The organism is Stenotrophomonas cyclobalanopsidis (assembly GCF_008710035.1).
GTDB lineage: Bacteria > Pseudomonadota > Gammaproteobacteria > Xanthomonadales > Xanthomonadaceae > Stenotrophomonas > Stenotrophomonas cyclobalanopsidis.
The window spans coordinates 15,874-39,692 of record NZ_VYKI01000017.1; the positions used below are offsets into that span (position 1 = coordinate 15,874).

A 23,819-nucleotide genomic window follows, 5' to 3' on the forward strand; every position below is an offset into this window, starting at 1 on the left:
GGGGGGGGGGTGGGCGGGTCGCCGCCCCCCCCCCCCCCCCCCCCGCGCGGGCCCCCCCCCCCCCCCCCCCCCCCCCCCCCCCCCCCCCCCCCCCCCCCCCCGCCTTCGACAGGTCCACGCGGCTGTTGGTAACGACGCACGGCTATTGGTGGGTGCCGACCGTTGGTCGGCACATCTGTCGCAGCTTTTGGTGGGTGTCGACCTTGGTCGACACGCTGTGGCCCCATCAGACGTGAGATGAAATCGACGGGATGTGTCTGGTGAGGAGCCCCCTTGTTGTTCAAGGGGGCGCGCCGACGGCGCGGGGATAAGGAAAAATGCGTGGACACGGCGCGCTTCTGCGCGCCGTGTCTTGGGTGCGTCATTGCGCGCGCTTATGATGTCGCGATGACTTCCGTACGCCTGACCTGCTCGCTGGCGTTGCTGCTGCCCCTGGCGGCCTGCACGACCACGCCTTCTTCGTCCGCGCCGGTTGCGCGCGCCGACGCGCCGCCGCCGAAACTGCTGCTGATCTCCATCGATGGCCTGCGAGCCGATGCGCTGGACCGGGGGCTCACTCCGAACCTGCAGCGCATCATCGATGGCGGCGTGCGTGCGCGCTGGATGACGCCTTCCTATCCGTCGCTGACCTTCCCCAACCACTACACCATCGTTACCGGCCTGCACCCGGACCACCACGGCATCGTCAACAACAGCATGGACGATGAACAGCTCGGCCGCTTCAGCCTGGGAGACCGCGATGCAGTGACCAACAGCGCCTGGTGGGGCGGCGAACCGATCTGGGTCGGTGCCGAGAAAGTGGGCGTGCGTACCGCGACCACGTCGTGGCCGGGCAGCGAGGCCGAAATCGATGGCACCCGCCCCAGCAGGTGGCAGGTCTACAACAGCAAAGAGCCGCTGCAGCAGCGGGCGCACACCGTGCTGGAATGGCTCGCGCAGACCGATGCCGATGCACCGCGGTTGACCACGCTGTACATGGAAAACGTGGACAAGGCCGGCCACACCTACGGCCCCGATTCGACCCAGTACCGCGACGCCATCGTGCAGGCCGACCAGATCGTCGGCCAGGTGCTGGACGGCCTGGACGCTGCCGCCCTCGCCGCCACCACCAACGTCATCGTGGTCTCCGACCACGGCATGGCCAGCGTAGCCGAAGGCCATGTGCTGTCCACCGAATCGATGGTCGATCCCTCCATCGCGCGCAACGTCAGCCAGGGCCAGTCAATCGGTTTCGCGCCGGTCGCCGGCCGCGAGGCACAGGCCGAGCGCGCCCTGCTTGGTCGCCACGCCCACTACGAATGCTGGAAGAAGGAATCGCTGCCGGCACGCTGGCATTACGGTTCGCACCCGCGCGTGCCACCCATCGTCTGCCAGATGGATGAAGGTTGGGACGCACTGCACGCCGAGCGGATCGCCAAGCGCGACCACCAGGAACGCGGCTCGCACGGCTATGACAATGCCCTGCCCTCGATGCGCGCAGTGTTCGTGGCGCGCGGTCCCTCGTTCCAGCAGGGGCGGGTCATCGATGGCTTCGACAACGTCGATGTCTACCCGCTGCTGGCCCATCTGCTGCAGGTGCCGGCCGCGCCGAACGATGGCAACACCCAGACGCTGCAGAAGGCGCTGCGCTGAACCAAACGGCCGCCGGGCGTGGCCCCGCGCTACCGGCAGGCCCGAAGGTAGCGCCGGGCCATGCCCGGCGAGCGCAGCGGCAGGTGGAATGCCGGGCACAAAAAAAACGCGGCGCCAGGCGCCGCGTTTTTTTTTGGACCTCTACCCGGCCGGATCAGGCCTTGGCAGCAGCCTTCTTCGCCACGGCCTTCTTGGCCGGAGCCTTGGCCACGGTCTTCTTGGCAACCGGGGCACCGGCGCCTACAGCGACCTTGCTCGCGGTGTGCGAACGGGCATTGCCGTAGCTGGCGTTGTAGCGCTTGCCCTTGGCGGTCTTGCGGTCACCCTTACCCATGTCTTCAACTCCTAAAGTGTGAAATCTGGTTACCCCGTGCTGACACGGGTTCGGCGGGGCCGTCTTGCTGGACGCCCCCGCGCACGATCAGAAAGCCTAACACGACGCGCCTAGTGCGCGCAGCTGGCGTCGTGGACGTGGACGTGGTTCAGCCGCAGGTTGACCAGATGGGCCACGCCCACCAGCAGACCGCCGAGGGTCATCACTACCGCGTGCGGCACCGCGTTGTGGTGCAGCGCGTCGACCAGCACGCCTGCCCACAGGGCGACCAGGCCCGGCAGCAGGAAACCCAGCGCGCGCAGGGCGCCATGGCGGCGGTAGCCCATGACCAGACTGAACAGGCCGAGCAGGGTCACAAAGACCACCAGGGTCATTTCCACGCCGTCGCTCATCCAGAACGAGAGGCCCAGCGAGGGGGCGATCGCCAGCAGCACCGGGATCACCGCGCAGTGCACGGCACACAGCATCGAACCGGTGGCGCCGAAGCGGTCGAGCAGGCGGCGGAAGGAGGAGGACAGGGACATGACTTCCAGCAGGGTCGGCGAATCGTTATGGAATAATATAACATCAGTCCCCGACCCGCACGGTTTCCCTCCCCCTGTCCCACGACGGGATGCGTGCGCCACCCGATTGATACAATGTAACAAAGGAAGCACCGGATGCCCTCTAACCACCCACGTTTCAAGCCGCATTCCCTGGCCCTGGCCCTCGCCGCCCTGCTGCCGTCGGCCGCGTTTGCCGCCGCCGACCAGGACACCCATCGTGACCGCCACCTGACCGAGCTGTCGTTGGTGCAGGTCACTGCCTCGCCACTGCAGGGCGATGCCGAGTCGCTGGCCCGCCCGGTGGACGTGCTGGCCGGCGAGCGCCTGGACGAGCAGAAGGCCGGCACCCTGGGTGACACCGTGGCCAAGCTGCCCGGCGTGCAGAGCACCTTCTTCGGCCCCGGCGTCGGCCGCCCGATCATCCGTGGCCAGGAAGGCCCGCGCGTGGCCGTGCTGTCCAACGGCATGGGCAACATGGATGCCTCCACCGTCAGCGCCGACCACGCCACCAGCATCGAGCCGTTCCTGGCGGACCAGATCGAAGTGCTGAAGGGCCCGGCTACCCTGCTGTTCGGCAGCGGCGCCATCGGCGGCGCAGTGAACGTGGTCGATGGCCGCATCGCCCGCGAACTGCCGGACCGTCCGCTCAGCGGCCGCGCTGAACTGCGTGGCAACTCGGTCAACGACGAGCGCAGCGGCATGTTCCGGCTGGACGGTGTCAGCGGCAATGTCGTGCTGCACGTCGACGGCCTGGTGCGCAACGGCGATGACTACCGCATCCCCGGGTACGCGGTGATCGACAGCCTGGAAGACCACCACGAAGACCACGACCACGCGGGCGAGGAAGGCGAAGAGCCGCGCCGCGGCCGCCTGGACAACAGCTCCATCCGTACCCGCGCCGGTGGCGTCGGTGCCACCTGGCTCGGTGAAGGCGGTTACTTCGGCGTGTCGGCCAGCACCTACCGCACCAACTACGGCATCCCCAACGGCGCCCACGTGCATGCCGAGGGCGATGACCACGACCATGACCACGACCATGGCGACGAGGAGGAGGAAGGCGACGAGCATGACGTCCGCATCGACATGGTGCAGAACCGCTTCGAGACCAAGGCCGGCATCTACAACCCGGTCTCGTTCCTGAAGAACGTCAACGCACGCGTGGCCTACACCGACTATGAGCACGTGGAGCTGGAAGCCGGCACGCCGTCCACCCGCTTCACCAACCGCGGCATCGAAACCCGCCTGGAAGCCGTGCAGCAGCAGATCGGCGGCTGGGACGGCGCATTCGGCGTGCAGTTCGGCAACAGCGATTTCGGCGCCATCGGCGAAGAAGCATTCGTGCCGAACACCAACACGAAGAACGCCGGCCTGTTCGTGCTGCAGGAAAAGCAGTTCGGCCCGTTCAAGCTGGAACTGGGCGGCCGCCACGACCAGGTGAAGCTGGACCCGACCGGTGACTACCGCCGCCGCAAGTTCGACGCCACCAACCTGTCCGCCGCCGGCATCTGGAAGCTCAACGATGCAGTCGACCTGCGCATCGGCGTGGACAGCTCCGAGCGTGCACCGACCAATGAAGAGCTGTACGCGGCCGGCGCGCACATCGCCACCCGTTCGCTGGAAATCGGCGATGCCGACCTGAAGACCGAGCGCGGGCAGCGTGTCGAGCTGGGCATCCATACCCACAGCGACCGCCTGGACTTCTCCGCCGCGATCTACCAGACCAAGTTCAAGGACTTCATCTACCTGGCCGACACCGGCATCACCGAAGGCCTGCCGGTGCGTACCTGGACGCAGCAGGATGCGGTGTTCAAGGGTGCCGAGGCCGAGGCGCTGGTGCACCTGTTCGAAGGCAATGCTGGCGACTGGGACCTGCGCGTGTTCGGTGACTACGTGCAGGCCAAGCTGGATGGCAGCGGCAGCCGCACGCTGGACATCGCCGTGCCGCACGGTGACCACAACCACAACTACAGCGTGGACCTGGCCAACACCGGTTACCTGCCGCGCATCGCCCCGGCCCGTGTGGGCGCCGACCTGCGCTGGGCGAAGGACGGCTGGCGCGCCTCGGTGGGCGCGGTGCGCTACAGCCGGCAGAAGGACGTGGCCCAGAACGAGGAGCCGAGCGACGGCTACACCCTGGTCGATGCGCACTTCGCCTACCGCTGGGACCGCAGCGACAGCAACAGCTACGAGGTGTTCCTGGATGGCAGCAACCTGACCAACCGCGAAGTGCGTCCGCACACCTCGCTGCTGCGTGACTACTCGCCGCTGCCGGGCCGTGGTGTCGCCTTCGGCATCCGCGCGTACTTCTGATCGCGCCATGAGGGGTCGGATCCCTTTCCGCAGGAAAGGGCTCTGACCCCAGCCAACCATTTCCTGGCGACGTTCATCGCCGTTCTCTCCCGGGGGCCTCATGGCCCCCGTTTTTTATGGGCGCGCTCCCGTGGACGGTTATTTCACGCAATATTTACAAAGACATGCGTAGAGCAACAAACGGACATTCCCGTCACTCATCGTCTCGCCAACCGGACATATTTGTCCGATAATGAAGCCATGACCACCCAACGTGCCGATGCTGCTGCCCGCCGTGCCCTCATCCTTGATGCCGCCGACCATGTGTTCGGCCAACACGGCGTCACCGCGCCACTGGACCTGGTGGTTGAACGTGCCCAGGTTGGCCGCGCCACCCTGTACCGCAACTTCCCCGACCGCACCGCGCTGATCCAGGCGCTGCTGCAGCGGACCGTCGACCGCATCCGCCGCCAGGTGGAACAGCTGGGCGACCGCGACGACGCCCTGTTCGAGGTCTTCGAAGGCATGGCCCAGCGCATCATCGATTCGCCGGCGCTGGCCGACTACTGGCGCGCGGTGGATTCGGACGTGGCCTCCATGCGCCTCGCGCGCGAGACCGTGCGCGACCTGCTGGAAGCGCCGATCGCCCGCGCCAAGGCCGCCGGCCTCTGCCGGCCCGACCTGGAGAAGACGGACATTTCACTGATCTCGGGCATGCTGGGCGCAGCCCTGCGCGGCAAGACCCGCGAAGAGCGTGCCCAGCTGGCCGGGCGCGCCCTGCAGCTGCTGCGCGGCGGCCTCCAGGGAGCAGCCGACCAGGGGCGCTGATGGTCCAGCCGTATCTCAAGCCGGTTCCGGACTGGGAGGAGCACGAAAAGCCGACCATGCCCGGTTCGGCCTCGATGCCCTGGCACCCCCCGTACCGACGCGCGGCCTACGCGCTGGTCTCGCTGCTGGTGGCCATCACCGGCGGCCTGGGCAATGCACTGGTCACCGCCAACCTTCCCTTCCTGCAGGGCCAGCTCGCGCTGACGCCTACCCAGGGCAGTTGGCTGGTGGCGGCCTATGCCATGGTCAACGTCACTGCCAACCTGCTGGCCTTCAAGTTCCGCCAGCAATACGGCATCCGCCTGTTCGCCGAGATCGGCCTGGGCCTGTATGCGGCGCTGGCGGTGCTGCACCTGTTCGTCGGCAGCTACGAGACCACGCTGCTGACCCGCGCGGCCAGCGGCTTTGCCGGCGCGGCGTGCTCGACGCTGGGCACGCTGTACATGCTGCAGGCGCTGCCGCGGCGCTTCACCGGCAACCTGCTGGTGATCGGTGTCGGCCTGTCGCAGCTGGCGGTGCCCCTCGCCTGGATCGTCTCACCGGCACTGGTCGATACCGGCCAGTGGCACCAGCTGTACTCGTTCGAGGCCGGCCTGGCGCTGTGCGCGTTCGCCGCGGTGGTGGTGCTGAAGCTGCCGCCGGGCGTGCAGATCAAGGCGTTCGAACCGCTGGACTTTCTCACCTTCGCCCTGCTCGCACCGGCCGTGGCGCTGCTGGTGGTGGTGCTGGCGCAGGGCTACACGCGCTGGTGGTTGAACACGCCGTGGCTGGGCTGGGCGCTGGTCGCTTCGATCGCGCTGGCCACCACGGCACTGGTCATCGAGCACTACCGGCGCAACCCGCTGCTGCAGATCCGCTGGCTTTCCACGTTGCCGGTGCTGCACTTCATCGTCGGCGCGTTCCTGCTGCGCTTCCTCACCACCGAACAGTCCTACGGCGTGGTCAACCTGATGCGCACGCTGGGCATGGGCCCGGACCAGATGCGCCCGCTGTTCGTGGTGATCCTGGCCGGGGTGATCGTCGGCATCGCCGGTGCCTCGCTCACCTTCGGGCCGAAGCGGCTGATCGCCCAGCTGCTGATGGCCATCCTGCTGCTGGGCACTGCCGCGTTCTTCGACCAGAGCCGCACCAGCCTGGACCGGCCGCACGACTTCTACATCAGCCAGTTCCTGGCCTCGGTCGGCGCCGGCATGTTCATGGGCCCGCTGATCATGCTCGGCATTTCCGCGGCGCTCAAACAGGGCGTGGACCACATGATCACCTTCCTGGTCACCCTGTCGATCACCCAGACCCTGGGTGGCCTGGCCGGTTCGGCGGTGCTGGGCACCTTCCAGCTGCATCGCGAGCAGCTGTATTCCAGCGCCATCACCAGCCAGCTGGACCCGGCCGACCCGGTGGTCGCGCAGCGCCTGCGCATCCAGCAGCAGATCTACGCCGCGCAGATCACCGACCCGGTGCAGCGCAGCGCGCAGGGCACTGCGCAGCTGGCGACCACGGCCCGTCGCGAAGCCAATGTGCGCGCCTTCAATGATGTGTTCACCCTGAGCGGCTGGCTGGCCATCGGCTTCCTGTGCTGGTTGCTGCTGCTGTCGCTGCGCACCGCCGTGCTCAAGCAATGGCACAAGCGCCACCCGTCTCCCCCCCTTGCGGCCACCGCCGCCCCGCCCCACTGAGCCCGCCGCCATGTCCCCGCTACCGCCCCGCCCCGACAGCGACGCCCCCGAGAACGTCAGCCCAGCGCCGCCGACCGACGCCGCGCCGGCGCCCACGCCTGCCGCGCCGGCGGCACCGAAATACCTCAAGCCCAGCTCACGTAGCGTGGTGGTGATGGTGGTGGTTGCGCTGCTGGGCATCGCCCTGATCCTGCGCGCGTGGAACCTGTGGCCGTTCACCAGCAGCGTGATGGTCACCGACAACGCCTACGTGCGCGGGCAGATCACGGTGATGGCGCCGCAGGTGGCCGGCTATGTCACCGAGGTGCTGGTGAAGGACTTCCAGCACGTCAAGAAAGGCGAGCCGCTACTGCGCATCGATGACCGCATCTACGCGCAGAAGGTGGCGCAGGCCGAAGCGGCGCTGGACAGCGCGCGCGCGGCATTGGCCAACTCGGACCAGTCGCAGGCACAGAACCGCGCACAGATCGCGTCGACACGCGCCACGCTGTCGGCCGGCCAGGCCGAACTGCAACGCTCGCGCAACGAAGCCAAGCGTTATGAGGAACTGGCCGCGCAGCAGCTGGTCTCGATCAACGACCGCGACAAGTTCCGCACCACGCAGGCCTCGGCACAGGCCAGCGTGCAGCAGTCGCAGGCGCAGATCCGCATCGCCGAGGAGACCCTGGTGTCGACCCAGGTCGCGCGCAAGGGCCTGGAGGCGCAGGTGGAAAGCGCGCAGGCGCAGCTCGAACTGGCGCGCATCGATCTGGCCAACACGGTCATCCGCGCACCGCGTGACGGCCAGATCAGCGAGGCCAGCGTGCGCGTGGGCCAATACGTGGCGGCCGGTTCGCAGCTGCTGTTCCTGGTGCCGGAGGCGCTGTGGGTGGTGGCCAACTACAAGGAAGGCCAGACCTGGCAGATGCGCATCGGCCAGCCGGTGACGTTCTCGGTGGATGCGTTCAAGGGCCAGCGCCTGCACGGCCACGTGGAGCAGATCGCGCCGGCCACCGGTTCGGAGTTCAGCGTGCTGCGCCCGGACAATGCGAGCGGCAACTTCACCAAGGTGGTGCAGCGGTTGCCGATCCGGATTTCGATTGATCCGGGGCAGGCACTGGCGGCGCGGCTGCGGCCAGGGATGTCGGTGATCGCGCGGGTGGATACCGCGGCGGAGCCTGCGCCTGCGCGGTAGAGTCGACCGTTGGTCGACTGCTCTCGCTGCCCAACCGCGCGGCTTCGCCGTGGGCTGCGAACGGCGGAGCCCCCTTGTGGCTGACGCGCACGCAGAATGTCCGTGCGCGTCAGCCATGTGAATCAAAGGAATAAGATCAAAAGCGGCGCCTGCGGCTCCGCTGTGTTTTTGTAGAGTCGAGCCATGCTCGACTGCTTCTGGTCAGGAACGATCACTACCCCGCCGGCAGCAGGCGCTGGAACAGGAAGAAATGGTTGCTGCGCGCAAGGTGGCGTTGAAGCGGCTGCGGCAGCGTCTGTGAGATGGGGTCGGAGCCCTTTGCCTTGGCACAAAGGGATCCGACGCCGGTCGTCGTGCGTTTCGCAGGATAGTCGACCAACGGTCGACTCTACCCCCGTGGCTGTCAGCCGGCGCAGCGCGCGCAGAGGCCGTGCACTTCCAGGGTCTGCGCCTGCGGCTGGAAACCCAGTTCCTTGGCGCGCTTTTCCAGCTGGGTGACGATCTCGCGGTCTTCCAGCTCCACCGCGCTGTGGCAGCTGTTGCAGATCAGGAACGGCACCGAATGTGCCGCGCTGCTGGGGTGGTGGCAGGCCACGAAGGCATTCACCGATTCCAGCTTGTGCACGAAGCCATTGGCCATCAGGAAGTCGAGCGCGCGGTAGACGGTGGGCGGGGCATCGGCGCCCACGCCCTTGCCGTTGCGCACCCACTCCAGCAGCTCATAGGCCTTGACCGGCTTGCCGGCCTCGGCGATCAGCTTGAGCACGTTGGCGCGGATCGGGGTCAGGCGCAGCCCGCGCTCACGCGAGACGCGCTCGACCACCGCCACGAAATCCGATGCGTCGTGGACGTGGTGGTGCGGGGCGGTACAGGCAGAAGCTGGTTTGGCGGGCATGCGCGTTCTCCGGTTCAGGTCTGGGCGGCAGGGCTCAGGCCGTTGCTACCTTGGTGATGGCCACATCGATGCGTTTCAAGGCCTGCTCGCGGCCGGCCAGATACACGGTATGGGAAATGTCAGGACTGACCTGAGTGCCGGTGATGGCCACGCGCAGCGGCTGGGCAACCTTGCCCATGCCCATTTCCAGTGCGGCGGCAGCGTCGTGCAGGGCCACTCCCACGGCTTCGGCGGTCCATTCCGGCAGGGCCGCCAGCAGTTCGCGGGCCTTGCCCAGCGGCAGCTCGGCGCCGGCCTTGAAGTGCTTGGCCACGGCCGCGTCGTCGTACTCGGTCAGCGGCTGGTACCAGACCACGGCCTTCTCGGCCATTTCCTTCAGGGTCTGCACGCGCTCGCGCAGGGCGATCACCACGTCCACCGGCGCCGGGCCGGCGGCCACGTCCAGGCCCAGCTTTTCCAGCTGGTAGACCAGGTGCGGCACGATGCTGGCCGGCTCCTCGGTCTTCAGGAAGTGCTGGTTGACCCAGCCCAGCTTGGCCATGTCCAGGCGCGAGGCCTTGGAATTACAGTGGGTCACGTCGAACAGGTCGATCAGTTCCTGGCGGCTGAACAGCTCCTGGTCACCGTGCGACCAGCCCAGGCGGGCCAGGTAGCTCAGCAGCGCGTCGGGCAGGTAGCCGGCATCCTTGTACTGCATCACGTCGGCCGCGCCGGTGCGCTTGGACAGCTTGGCACCCTGCTCGTCCAGGATCATCGGCATGTGGCCGAACCTCGGCACCGGGGCGCCGATGCCTTCGTACAGGTTGATCTGGCGCGGGGTGTTGTTGATGTGGTCGTCGCCGCGGATGACCTCGCTGATGCCCATGTCCCAGTCGTCCACCACCACCGCGAAGTTGTAGGTGGGGTAGCCGTCAGGGCGGAAGATGACCATGTCATCCAGTTCGCTGTTGGCGATCTCGATGCGGCCCTTGATCAGGTCGTCAAACACCACGGTGCCGTCGAGCGGGTTCTTGAAGCGGATGACGCGGTTCGGGCCGTCCCTGCGCGGCAGGCCCAGCTCGCGCGCGGCGCCGTTGTAGCGCGGCTTTTCCTGCTTGGCCATGGCGGCCTCGCGCATCGCGTCCAGCTCTTCGCGGGTTTCGTAGGCGTAGTACGCCTTGCCGTCGGCCACCAGCTGTTCGGCCACTTCCAGGTAACGAGCGACGCGGTCGGTCTGGTAGATCGGGCCGACGTCGTAGTCCAGGCCCAGCCAGTCCATCGCCTCCAGGATCGCGTCGATCGCGCCCTGGGTGCTGCGTTCACGGTCGGTGTCCTCGATGCGCAGCACGAATTCGCCGCCGCGGTGGCGGGCCTCCAGCCAGCAGTACAGCGCGGTGCGGGCACCGCCGATGTGCAGGTAACCGGTGGGGCTGGGGGCGAAGCGGGTGCGGCAGATCATGGAGGGCTCGGGGAACGGGAATGCCCCAGATTTTACCGGATTACATACCGCGAAAATTGCAACCCGTCCTATGGCCTGCCGTCCTACCCGAATGTAACCTGAACGTCCTTCAACGAAGCAGGGACGTTTCTACATGACCCATCCATCCTTTTCATCAAATGCCGCATACCCGCAAAAGTGCGCGATCACCACAGCAAATGAGGGCGGCCTCCTGCGGCAAAGTGTTCTGGGATCTTGGCCGATGAAGGTGGCCTACGGGATTGCGGGACTGGTCATTGTCGGCTTTTTCGGCCTTTCTGAGTCCAACGCCTCCACAACCGTCAAAATCAACAGCCACTACTACACCTGCCAGAACTCGTGCGTGGTGTCCACACGACCGGGGGGAGGCTTCTCGGTCTGGGACAGCAAAGGCGGCTGGGTAACCAAAACCTCCGCCCCGGGGGAAGCACTCGTAGAAACCGGGCCAGTGACCTGAGCACTTCAAATGAATGCAAGAAAGACTGCTCTGTGGCTACTCATGACTGGAGTGACGGTCGGCGCACTGGCATGGCATTTTTCGACAAATGGCCCTCCGCACAGTCCTTCCGCGCAGAACTCCAGCCGTGCCTCAAGAACCGCGCCAGACGCCGCCGAGCGGGAACTCGCCGGCACAGTCTCTCATTCGGGTCAAAAGCCTCTCCTACCGAATCTTCATCGGGGTGACGCGCCCAATGAGGCGAATCTGATTTACGACACTGCCTTGGATGAGAGCCGAATTGACGAGCTACTAGCAGACGCCGACGCCTTCTCTGCCATGATCAACGCCATGCACGCTGCAGCTTCGACAGACAGGGAACTGTCCGAGTCGACCGCTCTGTTTTCCAGCCACCTCCAGAGCGGCCTGTCGGAGGAAGGCCGCGAACGCACAGTGCTGGACTTCAGCTGCGGCCGGCAACTGTGCCTGGCAGAGCTGTCAGATCCGGTCAGAGACCCGTTGGATATCCGACCGCTCATGCAGCACGACGGAACGACCTACTTCCAGGCTGCAAGTATGTCCAATCAGGTAAAGACACTCGACGGTAAACCATCGATCCGGGCAGTGTTCGCCATTGATCCGGCCATCAACCAGATCGTCTCGATCCCAGATTGATGCAATCTGCGGCGACGGAGGGGAGAAACGATTTATCCCCCCCGTGCCCTTTTTTCACGGTTCAGCCTTGCGCGGGAAGGACTGCTCGCGCATCGCGGCGTTGTAGGCGAACGAAGCCACGATGGCGGCGGCCTGCTTCAGGTCATCCGGTTCGGCGTGGTCCCAAGTGTCCAGGTGGCTGTGGTGGACGTTGGTGAAGTAGTCCAGACGGTCCTGGATGAACTGGAAGCCCGGCAGGCCGATCCGGTCGAAGCTGATGTGGTCGGTGCTGCCGGTGTTGCGGGTGGCCACGGTGGTGGCGCCCACGTCATGGAACGGGGCCAGCCAGGCTTCGAAGATCGGCATGGCCGCCAGGTTTTCCTGGGCGTAGATGCCCCGGAACCGGCCGGAGCCGTTGTCCATGTTGAAGTAGACCTGGAACTTGCCGTAATCGCGGGTCTTCTGCAGCGCACCGGTCGGGTCACGCAGCGAGGCCGGCAGCGCCTTCTCGGCCGGGTCGGTGGGTTCGGGGAAACGACCGAAGTGCTTGGCCACATAGGCCTGCGAGCCGATCAGGCCCTGCTCCTCGCCGCTCCACAACGCCACGCGGATGGTCCGCTTCGGCTTGGCGCCGGTGGCCTTGAGGATGCGCATCGCCTCCATCATCACCGCCACGCCGGCGGCGTTGTCGGCCGCGCCGGTGCCGCTGTGCCAGGAGTCCAGGTGGGCGCCGATCATCACCACTTCATCGGGCTTGCTGCTGCCGCGGATCTCGGCCATCGTGTTGTAGCCGGGCTGGTCAGCCTCGTCGGTGAAGCGCGCGGCCACGTCCACGCGCAGGCGTACCGGCTGCTTGGCGTCCAGCGCACGCACCAGCGGGTTGAAGTGCTCGGCGATCATCGCCAGTTCCGGAATGCCCACCGATTCGCCGGCCTTGCGCGAACCGCCGCCGGCGACGCGGATGATGCCGTTGTCCCAGCTGCTGATGCTGATCGAGGCCAGCGCGCCCTCTTCGACGAAGAAGGCGTTGACCTTGGCGGCCAGCTCCTGGCGTTCCTTGTATTCCTTCACCCGCTTGGCCCGCTCGGCGGCGACGTCCTTGGGCAGGGTGAATTCCTGCAGGCCTTCCAGCGAGGTGGCATCGTGCCGGTGCGAATCCGGCTCGGTGCCGCGCTTGTACTCGCGCGCCTCGCCCAGCAGCAGGATCTTGCCGCGCAGCTTGCCGCGGTACTGCTCGATGTCCTCGGGCTTCTTGATTTCCACGTGAACCAGCTCGCCCTCCACCGGGCCACGGGTGCCGGGGGTCCACGCCTTGGGCAGGGCGTGCAGCGGCTGCACGCGGTCGCCCAGCATTTCCACGCTGGCCGAGGTGAATTCCCAGCCACGGCCGAAGTCATCGAAGGCTTCGTCGTGCACGTTTGTTAGCTTCCACTCGCTGAACTTGCCGCGGGTCCAGGCATTGGCGCGGCCCATCGCCGGCGAGTTGGTCAGGCGCGGGCCGATGCGTTCGGTGAGGTAGCTGAAGGTGTCCATCACCTGCGAACGGTGGAAGGCCTCCTGGCGGATGCGGCTGACCATGTCCAGGTCCACCGGTTCGCGCTGCTGCGCCATCGCATTGCCACCCATTGCCAGCGATGCGGCCAGCACACCCCACTTCAACCCGTTCCACTTCAACACGCCACACCCCTGCCCTTCGGCTCGATCGTCAACCCATCGAGTCTAGCCAGCACCAGCGCAACGCCCCCGTCCCATCGGTCATGGACCGCACCGCGCTCACCCACGTCATGCGTGTCGATGATGTGCGGCGGCTCCCGTAGATCCACGCCATGCGTGGATGCTCTGTGCGCGATCACCCACGCCAGCCCAGCCACAACTGCGCGCGCTCCGGCAGCAGCAACAGCCAGTGGCGATGGTCGACGCTGCTGCAGCCGTACACCGCCGCATGCGCCGGCCAATCCGGCGGCAGGCCGTCGATGCCGATCTCCGACAGCGCCGCCGCGCCGGCCTTCCATGGCCGGTAGCGCGGCACCCGCCCGGCCAGCGCGCCGCGTCCCTGCCGCGCGCCGACCAGCCATTCCAGCCCTTTCCGCTGCAATCCTTCGCAGGTCACCGCGGCCAACTGGAAGCGGACCAGGCCGGGGGCGATCCGTGCCCCCGGCAGGGCCGCCAGCACACCATGTGCCTGCAGCAGTGCATCCACTTCCAGCAGGGCCGGAACGCCCTGCCGTGCCCGTTGCCACAATCCCTGGCGCCAGCCCATGGCGTGCTCCTTACTTCAGTTCCGCGCCCAGCGCGTACCAGTCGACCCGGCGGGTCACCCACATCGCCAGCGCCAGGATCACGAACAGCAGCAGCGATCCCATCAGCAGCGCGTTGTTTTCCGAGACCAGCAGGCCATACAGCGCGCCGTAAAGCAGGGTCAGCAGCGCGGCGAAGCCGAGGCCTCGTTTCCAATGCCCCAGCACATGGGCCAGGTACACCGCCTGCAGGCCGATGCAGGCCACGGCCGAGACCAGGTAGGCCTTCCAGAAGGTGATGTGCTCGGACAGGCTGATCAGCAGCAGGAAGAAGATCGCCAGCGCCAGGCCGACCATCAGGTACTGCAGCGGGTGGATGCGCAGCGACTTGATCAGCTCGAACAGGATGAAGCCGACGAAGGTCAGCACCACGAACAGAATGCCGTACTTCGAAGCGCGATCGGCCTGGGTATAGGTGTCGACCGGATCCACCAGCGACACCGTCACTGCCTGCGAATCCACTGCACCCTCGGCACGCAGCTGGGCCTGTGCATCGGAGGCCAGCGAGGACACCGCCCAGTGTGCGTTGAAGCCCTGCGCATCGACGCGCCGCTCGTTGGGCAGGAAGGCGCCGCTGAAGGACGGGTGCGGCCAGCGCGAGCGCAGCGCGATCTTCGTGTCATCGCCCACCGGCACCACCGACAGCGCGCGGCTGCCATCCAGGCGCAGCTGCAGTTCGATGCTGCTGCCGGCCAGGGTGCCGCCCTGGCTGTCGCTGAAGCCGGCCACCGGCGCATGCAGGCCACGCCCCACCTGGCTGGCCACGCCGACACCGGGCAGCAGCCGCACCGGCTTGCCGTCCACGCGCAGGTCCGGCGTGCCGACCAGGCCGCGGGCATCGGACACGCCCAGCACCACGTACGGCTGGCCGTAGCTGCGGCCGGGCTTCACCGGGTAATCGTCGGCGGCAAAGGTCGCCTTCAGTTGGCCGTTCCAGCTGTACACCGGCACCTTGAACAGGCCCACTTCGCGCTGGCTGGGCAGCATCTCGCCGCCCACGTCCAGCGAGGCCGGCATCTGCAGCCAATGGCCTTCGGTCACCTGTACCTCGGCCTTCTTGTTGCCCTTGGCGTCGACCACCTCGACCTGCTGGCGCTCCACCCAAGGCACCACCCGCACCGGGCCGACCAGGCGCTGCGCACCGGCGCGGCTGTCGGCCACCCGTGCAAACGCTTCGTCGCGGTACGCACTGCGCTCGTTGATGACGCCGCGGATCATCGTCAGCGGAATCAGCAGCAGCAGGATCAGTCCGCCGACGATGGCGAACCGCAACAGCATCTTCAGGGATTTCATCGTCCGTCCTCGTTGGAGAGGACTGCAGGATGGACGGCGGCGGTGAGTGGGGTTTGTGGCGAATTTGAAGCGAACGTGAAGTCAGCGACGGGCGCGCTGCGCCGGTCCACCCAGCGGCAGCCACAGGCTTGCGACCGTGCCGCCGCCGGGCCGCGGCTCGAGGCTGGCGCGGCCATCGTGCAGGCGCGCCACTTCCTGCACGAACGGCAGGCCGAGGCCGGAACTACGCCGGCCACTGCCCGGGCGGGCCAGTGAATAGAAGCGCTCGAACACGCGCTCACGGGCGTAATCGGGCACGCCGGTGCCACGGTCGGCCACCTGCAGGCGCACGCCCTGCCCTTCGGCATGCGCCTCCAGTTCCACCTCGGCACCGGGCGAGGAGAACGCGACGGCGTTGTTGATCAGGTTGTGCAGCGCCTGCCGCAGCAGATAGGCATCGCCGTGCACGCGCAGGTCCGGCGCGGCGCCGATGCGCACCACCACGCCGGCCGCCTGTGCACGCACCTGTGCGGCAGCGACGGCATCGTCAAGCAGCGTGGCCGGCGCGATCGGATCGCGGGTCTGCAGCCAGCCGTGCTGTTCGACCTCGGCCAGCGCCAGCAGCTTGTCGATGGTTTCGGTCAGCCGCTCCTGCTGGTCGACGATGCTGCGCGCGAAATGCGCGCGGTCGGCATCGGGCATCGGTTCCTGCAGCAGCTCGGCGGCACCGCGGATGGCGGCCAGCGGGCTCTTCATCTCGTGCGTCAGCGACTGCACGTACTGCTCGACGTAGGCCTTGCCTTCCAGCTTGCGGCGCATGGTTTCCAGGGCCTGGCCGAGATCACCGATCTCGTCGCGACGGCGCCGTGGTGGCGGCACCGGCTCGCCGGCGGTGACCGCGCGCGCATAGCGGCTGAGCTGGCCCAGGCCGGTGGTCAGCCACATCGTCACCAGTACGCCCACCAGCGCGGACAGGCCGATCAGCCACGCCCCGCGCTCCATGATGGCGCGCTGGCTGGCGGCGATGAACGGATCGATGCTGCGGTTGGGCTGGGCCAGGCTGAGCACGCCGATGAGGGTGTGGCCATCGGCGGGGTCGTAGACCGGCGCGGCCACGTGCATCACCGTGTCGCCCTCGCTGCCGGCGATCTCCGGGCTGGAGCGCGCGCCGTACTCGCCGCGCAGCGTGCGGTAGACATCATTCCAGCGCGAATTGTCGCGACCCATGTCGCGGCCCAGCGAGTCGTAGATGACGATGCCGCGCGCATCGGTGATCGTCACCCGGTAATCCAGCGAGCGCTTCGGGAAGCGCCAGACCATCGCCTTCAGGTCGCGCTGGCGGGCCTTGGCCAGGTTGCGGGTGAAGCTGCCATTGCCGATCGTGCCGGCCTTGACGTCGGCGGCGGCCATTTCGGCCAGCACGTTGGCCGCATCGACCAGGGTCGATTCCATCGCCTGGCGCACGCCCGGCTTCACCTCGTTGACGAACACCCGCATCACGAAGAACGCGGCGATGCCGGTGATCAGGAAGAAGCCCAGGAACAGCTTCAGTACCAGGCGCATGGCTCAGGTCTCCAGCGCGTAGCCCAGGCCACGATGGGTGCGGATCGGGTCGTCGCTGGCACCGGCCGCACGCAGCTTGGCGCGCAGCGTCTTGACGTGGGTGTCGACGGTGCGGTCGGCGCTGTCGGCGCTGCTGTCCCAGCCGCGGTCCATCAGCTGGCCGCGGCTGAGGATGGCGCCGGGGCGCTGCAGCAGCGCTTCCAGCAGGGCGTACTCGTAGCGGGTCAGGTCCAGGGCATGGCCGTGGTAGCGGATACGCCGGCCCTCGCGGTCGATGGCGAAGGCACCGTGCTCGCGCCAGCCGGGCTCGACCGCCGCCACGACCGGGGCGGCAGGCGCTACCCGACGCAGCCGGGCGCGTACCCGGGCCACCAGCTCGCGCGGCGAGAAGGGCTTGGCCATGTAATCGTCGGCGCCCAGTTCCAGGCCCAGCACGCGGTCCAGCTCATCGTTGCGGGCGGTCAGGAAGATCACCGGCACCTGCGCCTGCGGCCCCGGCAGGGCACGCAGCCGGCGGCAGACCTCGAAGCCGCTGAGGTCGGGCAGGCCCACGTCCAGCACCACCACGTCCACACCGCCCTCCTGCAGGCGCTGCAGGGCCTGCCCGCCGAGCAGGCAGTGGCTGGCCGCGTAGCCTTCGCTGCTCAGGGCATACAGCACGGTTTCGGCGATGGCGGCTTCGTCCTCGACTACCAGGACCTGGGCAACGGGGGCTGTCATGGCGCGCAGCATAGCCGCTGCGGCCGCCGCCCCGTACACTGCCGCCCATGAACTATCGCCACGCCTTCCATGCCGGCAACCATGCCGATGTCCTCAAGCACATCGTGCAGCTGGCCCTGATCGACAGCTTCAAGCGCAAGGACAGCCCGTTCTTCGTGCTCGACACCCATGGCGGTGCCGGCCGTTACCTGCTGGCCAGCGAAGAGGGCCGCAAGACCCTGGAGGCCGAAGACGGCATCATGCGCCTGATGGCCCAGCCCAAGCTGCCGGAGGTCATCGAGCGCTACCTGAAGGCCGTGCAGGCCGACAACCCGGTGGGCGCGATGATCACCTACCCTGGCTCGCCGCTGCTGAGTGCCCAGGCGATGCGCGCGCAGGACCGGATGGCGGTCTGCGAGCTGCAGGACGACGAAGCGGCCCAGCTGAAGGCGCTGTTTGCCCACGACAACCGCGTCGGCGTGCACCAGGGCGATGGCTACGCGCTGCTGCGTTCGCAGCTGCCGCCGAAGGTCAACGGCAGCAAGATCGGCCGCGGCCTGGTGCTGATCGACCCGCCGTACGAGGCACAGGATGCGGAATACCAGGCCATCCTGGCCGCCTTGGCCGAGACCCTGGCGCGCTGGCCGCAGGCCACCTGCGCGGTCTGGTTCCCGATCAAGCAGCGCCGCACCATCCTGCATTTCCTGCGCAAGGCGGCCGCCCTGCCGGTGAAATCGGCCATGACCATCGAATTCCTGGTGCGTCCGGACGACTCACCGCTGCGCCTCAACGGCAGCGGCATGCTGCTGCTCAACGCCCCCTGGCAGTTCGACCGGGTGGTCGGCCCGGCCCTGCCGGCGCTGCGCCAGCACCTGGGCGAGCCGGGTGCCACTACCCGCCTGGATTGGCTGAAGGCGCCCGAATAGCCCACGCGCAAGCGACGATCAGGTGCCGATCTGCCGTCTTCACGAGGCTGTACGCCCGTGAGCCTTTCGTTCACGGAATGCAGCCCCGGTGATGCCACAATCGATGGACCACCAAGGAATCACCCGGTATGGCCACTCGCAACCGCATGCCGCCCTGGCATGAGATCTTCAAGGCTCCCAGCGGCCACGAGCTGCTGATCCGCCCCATCCGCCCGGAAGACGGCGCGCCGCTGCAGGCCGCTTTCAGCCTCTTCGGGCCGGAAGAAATCCGTGACCGTTTCCTGCAGTCGGTGACCGAGCTTTCGGCGGACACCACCCAGCGCCTGACCCACCCCAACCCGAAGACCGAAATCACCCTGGTGGCCGCCGAGTCGCTGCCTGCCGGTGAAGCGGTGGTGGGCGCGGTCGCGCGTGCCTCGATCATCCCCGGCACCCGTGAAGCCGAGTACGCGATCCTGATCAGCCGCTTCCTGATCGGCCAGGGCCTGGGCCGCCAGTTGATGCGCAAGCTGGTGAAATGGGGCCGCGGCAAGTACCTGGACCGCCTGTATGGCGACGTGGCCGCCGAGAACGAGCCGATGAAGCAGCTGGCCGCCTCGCTGGGCTTCAAGCCGGTACCGCACCCCAATGGCGCCGATGGCCTGGTGCGCATGGTGCTGGAACTGGACAACTGAGGTAGCACCGGGCCATGCCCGGCGAGCGCAGCGGTGGTGCGGCATCCGCCGGGCATGGCCCGGCGCTACCAACGGCATTGCGCACACGGCAGCGACACTCCCTTCTGCTAAGATCGGCGGTCCATGTCGCGTACCTCATACCCCGCCCCGCCGTTGCCTCGCGCCGGCCAGCTCCGCGCTTGGTGGCGCGCCCCCGCCTCGCCGACCGCCCTGGCCTGGTACCTGGTCCAGGCCGCGCGCGCGCATGACGCGCCGCTGCTGGTGATCGCCCGTGACAACCACGGCGCCAACCAGCTCGAAGCCGACCTGCAGACCCTGATCGGGAACGACCCGGACCTGCCGGTGGTCGCTTTCCCGGATTGGGAAACGCTGCCCTACGACCGCTTCAGCCCGCACCCGGACATCATTTCCCAGCGCCTGGCTGCCCTGCACCGCCTGCCCACGCTCAAGCGTGGCCTGGTGGTGGTGCCGGTGCAGACGGTGCTGCAGCAGCTGGCCCCGCGCAGCTATGTCATCGGGGGAAGCTTCGACCTGAAGGTCGGCCAGCGCTTGGACCTTGAGGCCGAGAAGCGCCGCCTGGAAAGCGCCGGCTACCGCAACGTGCCGCAGGTGATGGACCCGGGCGATTTCGCCGTGCGCGGTGGCCTGCTCGACGTGTTCCCGATGGGCGCCGACGAGCCGCTGCGGGTCGAGCTGCTGGACGAGGACATCGATTCGATCCGTGCCTTCGATCCGGAAAGCCAGCGCTCGCTGGACAAGGTCGAGTCGGTGCACATGCTGCCCGGCCGCGAAGTGCCGATGGACGATGCCAGCATCGCGCGCGTGCTGGGCACGCTGCGCGAGCGCTTCGATGTCGATACCCGGCGCAGCTCGCTGTACCAGGATCTGAAATCCGGGCTGGCCCCGGCCGGCATCGAGTACTACCTGCCGCTGTTCTTCGACCGCACCGCCACCCTGTTCGACTACCTGCCCGCCGGCAGTCTGCCGGTGGTGTGCACCGGTGCGGATGAAGCGGCCGTCGCCTTCTGGGCGCAGACCGCTGACCGTTACGAACAGCGCCGCCACGATGTGGAACGGCCGCTGCTGCCGCCGTCGGCGCTGTACCTGTCGCCGGAGCTGTTGCGCGAACGCTTGAATGATGCCGCGCGCATCGAAGTCTGGGCGCCCGAACACGCACGCATTGCCGATGCGCATGCGCTGGGTGACCAGCCGCTGCCGCCACTGCCAGTGGCCGCGCGCGACGCGCCCGCCGGCGATGCACTGAAATCCTTCCTCGGCCACTACCCGGGCCGGGTGCTGATCGCCGCCGATTCACCGGGCCGCCGCGAAGCCCTGCTGGAAGTGCTGCAGGCCGCCGAGCTGAAGCCGCCGGTGGTGGCCGATCTGCCCAGCTTCCTCGCCGACGATGCGCGCTTCGCCATCACCGTGGCGCCGCTGGAAGACGGCTTCGCGCTGGATGAGCCGCGCATCGCGGTGCTCACCGAGCGCCAGCTGTTCCCCGAGCGCGCCGGCAGCACCCGCCGCACGCGCCGTGCCGGCCGCGAGCCGGAGGCGATCATCCGCGACCTCGGCGAGCTGACCGAAGGCGCGCCGATCGTGCACGAAGACCATGGCGTCGGCCGCTACCGTGGCCTGATCGCGATGGACGTCGGCGGCATGCCCGGCGAGTTCCTGGAAATCGAATACGCCAAGGGCGACCGGCTGTACGTGCCGGTGGCACAGCTGCACCTGATCAGCCGCTATTCGGGCGCATCGGCGGAAACCGCGCCGCTGCATTCACTGGGTGGCGAGCAGTGGACCAAGGCCAAGCGCAAGGCGGCCGAGAAGGTGCGCGACGTGGCCGCCGAACTGTTGGAGATCCAGGCCCGCCGCCAGGCGCGTGCCGGCCTGGCGCTGCAGGTGGACCGCGCGATGTACGAACCGTTCGCGGCCGGCTTCCCGTTCGAGGAAACCCCCGACCAGCTGGCCGCCATCGACGCGACCCTGCGCGACCTGGCCAGCAGCCAGCCGATGGACCGCGTGGTCTGCGGCGACGTCGGCTTCGGCAAGACCGAAGTGGCCGTGCGCGCGGCATTTGCCGCGGCCAGCGCCGGCAAGCAAGTGGCCGTGCTGGTGCCGACCACGCTGCTGGCCGAGCAGCACTACCGCAATTTCCGCGACCGCTTCGCCGATTACCCGCTGAAGGTGGAAGTGCTCTCGCGCTTCAAGAGCACCAAGGAAATCAAGGCCGAACTGGAGAAGGTCGCCGCCGGCACCATCGACGTCATCGTCGGTACCCATCGCCTGCTGCAGCCGGACGTGAAGTTCAAGGACCTGGGCATGGTCATCGTCGACGAGGAGCAGCGTTTCGGCGTGCGCCAGAAGGAGGCACTGAAGGCGCTGCGTGCCAACGTGCACCTGCTGACCCTGACCGCCACGCCGATCCCGCGTACCTTGAACATGGCCATGGCCGGCCTGCGCGACCTGTCGATCATCGCCACCCCGCCGCCGAACCGGCTGGCGGTGCAGACCTTCATCACCCAGTGGGACGACGCGCTGCTGCGCGAAGCCTTCCAGCGCGAGCTGGCGCGTGGTGGCCAGCTGTACTTCCTGCACAACGACGTGGAAAGCATCGGCCGCATGCAGCGCGAGCTGTCCGAGCTGGTGCCCGAAGCGCGCATCGGCATCGCCCACGGGCAGATGCCCGAGCGCGAGCTGGAAAAGGTGATGCTGGATTTCCAGAAGCAGCGCTTCAACGTGCTGCTGTCGACCACGATCATCGAATCGGGCATCGACATCCCCAACGCCAACACCATCATCATCAACCGCGCCGACCGCTTCGGCCTGGCCCAGCTGCACCAGCTGCGCGGCCGCGTCGGTCGTTCGCACCACCGTGCGTATGCCTACCTGGTGGCGCCGGACCGTCGCTCGATCACCCCGGATGCGGAGAAGCGCCTGGAAGCGATCGCCTCGATGGACGAACTCGGCGCCGGCTTCACCCTGGCCACGCACGATCTGGAAATCCGCGGTGCCGGCGAACTGCTGGGCGAGGACCAGAGCGGGCAGATGGCCGAAGTGGGCTTCAGCCTGTACACCGAGCTGCTGGAACGCGCGGTGCGCAGCATCAAGCAGGGCAAGCTGCCCGACCTGGATGCCGGCGAGGAAGTCCGCGGGGCCGAAGTGGAACTGCATGTGCCGGCGCTGATTCCGGAAGACTACCTGCCCGACGTGCACACCCGCCTGACCCTGTACAAGCGCATTTCCAGCGCGCGTGACAGCGATGCGCTGCGCGAGCTGCAGGTGGAGATGATCGACCGCTTCGGCCTGCTGCCGGATGCGGCCAAGCACCTGTTCGCCATCGCCGAACTGAAGCTGCAGGCCAACACCCTGGGCATCCGCAAGCTGGACCTGGGCGAGAACGGCGGCCGCATCGTGTTCGAATCCAAGCCGAACATCGACCCGATGGCGGTGATCCAGCTGATCCAGAAGCAGCCCAACCTGTATGCCATGGAAGGGCCGGACAAGCTGCGCATCAAGCACCCGCTGCCGTTGCCGGAGGACCGCTTTAACGCGGCCCGTGCGCTGCTGCTGACCCTGGCGCTGCGCTGACCCCGGCGCACGCGTTACCCTATGCACCACCCCACCCCATCCGGGCCCGCAGACGCGGGCCTTGTTGTTTCTGCGTGCCAAGGCGGCGCCACCCCGATGCTTGATTCCAACCCTCCCGATCTGCTGCACACCGATGCCTGCCTGGTCGATGCACTGTCGATGTCACTGCAGATGCGCGATGCCTACACCCGCCATCACTGCGACCGCGTCGGCCTGCTCGCGCAGCGCTTGGCTGTCCACTGCGACATGGACAGCGACAGCCGCGCGCATGTTGGTCTGGCCGCGCGCTTCCACGACATCGGCAAGATCGGTATTCCCGATGACGTACTGCTGAGCCCCCGCCGGCACACCGAAGAAGACAGTGCCATCATGCGCGAGCACCCGGTGCGCGGCGAACAGATCTTCCTGGCCACGGGCCGCAGCGATGCGGTGCCGGTGGCGCGGCTGATCCGCGCCCACCACGAAGCCCACGACGGCAGCGGCTACCCCGATGGCCTGCACGGCGAGTCGATCCCGCTGGGCGCACGCATCCTCACCGTAGTCGATGCCTACGACGCGATGACCAGCGCCCGCCCCTACCGCCAGGCGATGGAGCATGACGCGGTACTGCGCATCCTCGATGAGCAGGCCGGCGGGTTGATTGACCCGTACGTGTTGAGGCGTTTCCGCGACATGCTGGCCGGGTAGAGTCGACCGTTGGTCGACTGCTGCGCGCGGTAGAGTCGACCGTTGGTCGACGGCTCTTGCCACAGATCGCCAAAATCCCGCGCTGCGCGCGGTAGAGTCGACCGTTGGTCGACTGCTCTTCCCACAGACCCCCGAAAATCGCCGCGCTGCGCGCGATAGTCGACCAACGGTCGACTCTACCAGCCACACCAAAAAAG

At 67.5% G+C, this 23,819-nt stretch carries 20 protein-coding genes; 11 read left to right on the top strand and 9 right to left on the bottom strand.

What is annotated here, in order from left to right; all coding sequences use genetic code 11:
- The first annotated feature begins 387 nt into the window (after window positions 1–387).
- Complete coding sequence (locus FJU31_RS13300; protein WP_150455176.1) at window positions 388–1,632, top strand: alkaline phosphatase family protein; 1,245 nt, start codon at window positions 388–390, stop codon at window positions 1,630–1,632.
- Window positions 1,633–1,786: 154 nt separating this feature from the next.
- Here the strand turns inward: FJU31_RS13300 and FJU31_RS13305 are convergent, their stop codons facing one another.
- On the bottom strand, window positions 1,787–1,966 hold the full coding sequence (locus tag FJU31_RS13305; protein WP_079221211.1) for a 30S ribosomal protein THX: 180 nt from the start codon (window positions 1,964–1,966) through the stop codon (window positions 1,787–1,789).
- Window positions 1,967–2,076: 110 nt separating this feature from the next.
- Window positions 2,077–2,490 (bottom strand): MerC domain-containing protein, encoded by a 414-nt coding sequence (locus FJU31_RS13310; RefSeq protein ID WP_150455177.1) that lies wholly within the window; start codon window positions 2,488–2,490, stop codon window positions 2,077–2,079.
- A gap of 135 nt (window positions 2,491–2,625) precedes the next feature.
- On the opposite strand from FJU31_RS13310, the gene FJU31_RS13315 reads away from it, so the two are divergent.
- From FJU31_RS13315 to FJU31_RS13330, 4 genes are all read left to right on the top strand, one after another.
- On the top strand, window positions 2,626–4,821 hold the full coding sequence (locus FJU31_RS13315) for a TonB-dependent receptor (protein WP_150455178.1): 2,196 nt from the start codon (window positions 2,626–2,628) through the stop codon (window positions 4,819–4,821).
- 240 nt (window positions 4,822–5,061) lie between these two features.
- Window positions 5,062–5,628: a TetR/AcrR family transcriptional regulator gene (locus FJU31_RS13320; protein WP_150455179.1), complete on the top strand. Its 567-nt coding sequence runs from the start codon at window positions 5,062–5,064 to the stop codon at window positions 5,626–5,628.
- Window positions 5,628–7,301, top strand: coding sequence for an MFS transporter (locus FJU31_RS13325; protein ID WP_150455180.1), 1,674 nt, complete (start codon window positions 5,628–5,630; stop codon window positions 7,299–7,301). The genes FJU31_RS13320 and FJU31_RS13325 overlap by 1 nt, the downstream gene beginning before the upstream one ends.
- A gap of 10 nt (window positions 7,302–7,311) precedes the next feature.
- Window positions 7,312–8,475: an HlyD family secretion protein gene (locus FJU31_RS13330; RefSeq protein ID WP_150455181.1), complete on the top strand. Its 1,164-nt coding sequence runs from the start codon at window positions 7,312–7,314 to the stop codon at window positions 8,473–8,475.
- A 403-nt stretch (window positions 8,476–8,878) separates the two neighbouring features.
- Here the strand turns inward: FJU31_RS13330 and FJU31_RS13335 are convergent, their stop codons facing one another.
- Both FJU31_RS13335 and gltX read right to left on the bottom strand, forming a co-directional pair.
- A complete protein-coding gene (locus FJU31_RS13335; RefSeq protein WP_079221204.1) occupies window positions 8,879–9,370 on the bottom strand; it encodes a Fur family transcriptional regulator in 492 nt (163 codons plus the stop codon).
- Window positions 9,371–9,404: 34 nt separating this feature from the next.
- Window positions 9,405–10,808 (bottom strand): glutamate--tRNA ligase, encoded by a 1,404-nt coding sequence (gltX, locus tag FJU31_RS13340; protein ID WP_150455182.1) that lies wholly within the window; start codon window positions 10,806–10,808, stop codon window positions 9,405–9,407.
- 133 nt (window positions 10,809–10,941) lie between these two features.
- On the opposite strand from gltX, the gene FJU31_RS13345 reads away from it, so the two are divergent.
- Both FJU31_RS13345 and FJU31_RS13350 read left to right on the top strand, forming a co-directional pair.
- On the top strand, window positions 10,942–11,283 hold the full coding sequence (locus FJU31_RS13345) for a hypothetical protein (protein WP_150455183.1): 342 nt from the start codon (window positions 10,942–10,944) through the stop codon (window positions 11,281–11,283).
- A gap of 9 nt (window positions 11,284–11,292) precedes the next feature.
- Window positions 11,293–11,937, top strand: coding sequence for a hypothetical protein (locus tag FJU31_RS13350; protein WP_150455184.1), 645 nt, complete (start codon window positions 11,293–11,295; stop codon window positions 11,935–11,937).
- A 54-nt stretch (window positions 11,938–11,991) separates the two neighbouring features.
- Here the strand turns inward: FJU31_RS13350 and FJU31_RS13355 are convergent, their stop codons facing one another.
- From FJU31_RS13355 to creB, 5 genes are all read right to left on the bottom strand, one after another.
- Window positions 11,992–13,542, bottom strand: coding sequence for a M20/M25/M40 family metallo-hydrolase (locus tag FJU31_RS13355; RefSeq protein WP_150455235.1), 1,551 nt, complete (start codon window positions 13,540–13,542; stop codon window positions 11,992–11,994).
- A gap of 223 nt (window positions 13,543–13,765) precedes the next feature.
- Complete coding sequence (locus FJU31_RS13360) at window positions 13,766–14,176, bottom strand: hypothetical protein (RefSeq protein WP_150455185.1); 411 nt, start codon at window positions 14,174–14,176, stop codon at window positions 13,766–13,768.
- 10 nt (window positions 14,177–14,186) lie between these two features.
- Window positions 14,187–15,506 carry a cell envelope integrity protein CreD gene (gene creD / locus FJU31_RS13365; protein WP_150455186.1) on the bottom strand — a complete coding sequence of 440 codons (1,320 nt, stop codon included), beginning with the start codon at window positions 15,504–15,506 and terminating at the stop codon, window positions 14,187–14,189.
- Window positions 15,507–15,587: 81 nt separating this feature from the next.
- Complete coding sequence (creC, locus tag FJU31_RS13370) at window positions 15,588–17,048, bottom strand: two-component system sensor histidine kinase CreC (RefSeq protein WP_150455187.1); 1,461 nt, start codon at window positions 17,046–17,048, stop codon at window positions 15,588–15,590.
- A gap of 3 nt (window positions 17,049–17,051) precedes the next feature.
- A complete protein-coding gene (creB, locus tag FJU31_RS13375) occupies window positions 17,052–17,780 on the bottom strand; it encodes a two-component system response regulator CreB (protein WP_150455188.1) in 729 nt (242 codons plus the stop codon).
- A 35-nt stretch (window positions 17,781–17,815) separates the two neighbouring features.
- Here creB and FJU31_RS13380 point away from each other — a divergent pair, with 35 nt between their 5' ends.
- The 4 genes from FJU31_RS13380 to FJU31_RS13395 all read left to right on the top strand — a co-directional run bounded on the left by FJU31_RS13380 (window position 17,816) and on the right by FJU31_RS13395 (window position 23,622).
- Window positions 17,816–18,673 (top strand): 23S rRNA (adenine(2030)-N(6))-methyltransferase RlmJ, encoded by an 858-nt coding sequence (locus FJU31_RS13380; protein ID WP_150455189.1) that lies wholly within the window; start codon window positions 17,816–17,818, stop codon window positions 18,671–18,673.
- A 128-nt stretch (window positions 18,674–18,801) separates the two neighbouring features.
- Window positions 18,802–19,347 carry a GNAT family N-acetyltransferase gene (locus FJU31_RS13385; RefSeq protein WP_108768252.1) on the top strand — a complete coding sequence of 182 codons (546 nt, stop codon included), beginning with the start codon at window positions 18,802–18,804 and terminating at the stop codon, window positions 19,345–19,347.
- A gap of 123 nt (window positions 19,348–19,470) precedes the next feature.
- Entirely contained in the window at window positions 19,471–22,935 is a 3,465-nt protein-coding gene (gene mfd, locus FJU31_RS13390) for a transcription-repair coupling factor (protein ID WP_150455190.1), read from the top strand.
- A 96-nt stretch (window positions 22,936–23,031) separates the two neighbouring features.
- Window positions 23,032–23,622: an HD-GYP domain-containing protein gene (locus FJU31_RS13395; protein ID WP_150455191.1), complete on the top strand. Its 591-nt coding sequence runs from the start codon at window positions 23,032–23,034 to the stop codon at window positions 23,620–23,622.
- Window positions 23,623–23,819 lie beyond the last annotated feature (197 nt).